Source organism: Rhodococcus sp. P4_C10, assembly GCF_056402135.1.
The window spans coordinates 1-479 of record NZ_JBFUHZ010000109.1 but is presented as its reverse complement, the minus strand read 5'-3'; the positions used below and the strand labels follow the sequence as shown (position 1 = coordinate 479).

General features: G+C 66.2%; 1 protein-coding gene. It reads right to left on the bottom strand.

The annotated features are described in order from the left end of the window. A partial coding sequence (locus tag AC1DWC_RS26740; protein ID WP_477912922.1) for an integrase core domain-containing protein occupies window positions 1-479 on the bottom strand: 479 nt, incomplete at both ends.

The following is a 479-nucleotide window of genomic DNA, read 5'->3' as shown; positions in this document are numbered from 1 at the left end:
TGCCCAGGGACGTTGGTCAAACGACTGAAGGGAACGTTCCTGCCGATGGCGGAGTGTTGCCGGTGGTGATTGTAGGTGTGCAACCACGCCGGCAACGCTGTCCGTCGGGCCTGTTCTGACTTGTAGTGCCGGGCGAACGCCCACTCCTGCGCCATGGTGCGGTGGAAACGTTCGATCTTCCCGTTGGTCTGCGGCCGGTACGGGCGGGTGCGTTTGTGCGTGACCGCCAACTCGGTGCAGACCTGCTTCCACAGGGCCGAGCGGTAGCAGCCGCCGTTGTCGGAGAGGACGCGTTCGACGGTGACGCCGCGGGCGGCGAACCAGCCGACGGCTCGGCGCAGCACCCCGACCGCGGTCTGTGCGGTTTCGTCATCGTGGATCTCGGCGTAGGCGACGCGGGAGTGGTCGTCGATCACGGTGTGCACGAACGCATGTCCGAGCAGTTCGTTGTGGTGTCGGCTGCGTTTCGTGCCCGGGGT